The sequence below is a fragment of the Anaerococcus sp. HMSC075B03 genome, assembly GCF_001815585.1.
Classification (GTDB): Bacteria; Bacillota; Clostridia; order Tissierellales; family Peptoniphilaceae; genus Anaerococcus; species Anaerococcus vaginalis.
On the sequence record NZ_KV821194.1, the window covers coordinates 2911 to 4215 of the forward strand.

Consider the following 1305-nt stretch of genomic DNA (forward strand, 5'->3'; position numbering starts at 1 on the left):
TTTCCGAAAAGCAGAAGTCCAGACTTCCGAAAATCGGAATTCAAGAACTCCGAATATCGTAGAGTAACTATAATAATATTAGTAATATTGAGTTGAGAAAGAATAATTTTAGAAAGGGAGTAAGGATTCGTTACATCCTTTCTAAAATACAAAACTTTAATAGCCAACTTTACATATTCGCTTTTATAACATATAATAAAAGCGTAAACGAGAGGAGGCGGACTATGAATATACTTAAAGAATATATACAAGAAAATTTAGTAATCACCAACAAAGAAGCAGAAGAACTTTGATATACTAGGCATAATTTATCAGAATTAACAAAAATCGGACAATTAGAAAGATTAAGACCAGGACTATATCAATTAAAAGGAAAAGTAATAGACGATTTTGTTTTAATATCATCCAATAGTAACCGAATAATATTTTCCCACCAAACAGCCCTATACCTCCACGACCTATCCGATAGGACTCCAAATGTATTTCATATATCTGTACCCCAAGGCTACAATGCAAGTCATATCAAGAAAAGATATGAAGATCTGCAAGTTCACTATGTAAAAAAAGACTTATACGAACTAGGAAAGATAGAAATAAAATCACCACAAGGCAACCTTATTCCAGTTTACGATATAGATCGAACAATTTGCGATATCATAATAGACAGAGAAAAAATAGATAAGCAAATTTTTACAGAAGCCATAAAAAGATACTTTAAATCACAAAATAAAAATCTAAGACGACTCATAAAATACAGTAGACTATTTAAAATAGAAAATGAAATTAGAAAATACATGGAGGTATTATCGTGATTAATATCGAGAGTATAAAGGGCAAGATAAGAAGCATGGCAGAGAAGAAAAATCTAAAGTCACAAGAAGTTCTGCAAATATATTTTTTCGAAAGATTTTTAGAAAGGCTATCCAAATCAAATTACAAAAATAATTTTGTAATAAAAGGAGGATTCCTAATATCTTCCTTAATTGGAATTGAAAATAGAACAACTATGGATATGGACACAACCATAAAAGGCATACCCCTAAAAGAAGAAAAAATAAAAGAAATCGTAGATGAAATTATAAATATCAATGTAGATGATGGAATAAAATTTGAAATAAAAGACATAAGTTATATTAGAGAAGAGGACGAGTACGAGAACTTTAAAATATCACTAATAGCAAATGTTGGAAAGACCAAAAACCCGATGAAACTAGACCTAACAACAGGAGATGCAATAACACCAAGGGAAATAGAATATACCTATCCCTGTATTTTTAGCAAAGAAAATATAAAAATAATGGCATA

General features: G+C 29.7%; 1 protein-coding gene and 1 pseudogene. Both read left to right on the plus strand.

The features are described from left to right. Positions 1 to 224 precede the first annotated feature (224 nt). Positions 225 to 812, plus strand: a pseudogene (locus HMPREF3045_RS09110) (type IV toxin-antitoxin system AbiEi family antitoxin domain-containing protein). After that, positions 809 to 1305 (plus strand): nucleotidyl transferase AbiEii/AbiGii toxin family protein (locus HMPREF3045_RS06105; RefSeq protein ID WP_143269982.1); only part of this gene is annotated, 497 nt, incomplete at its 3' end. The pseudogene HMPREF3045_RS09110 and the gene HMPREF3045_RS06105, both read left to right, overlap by 4 nt.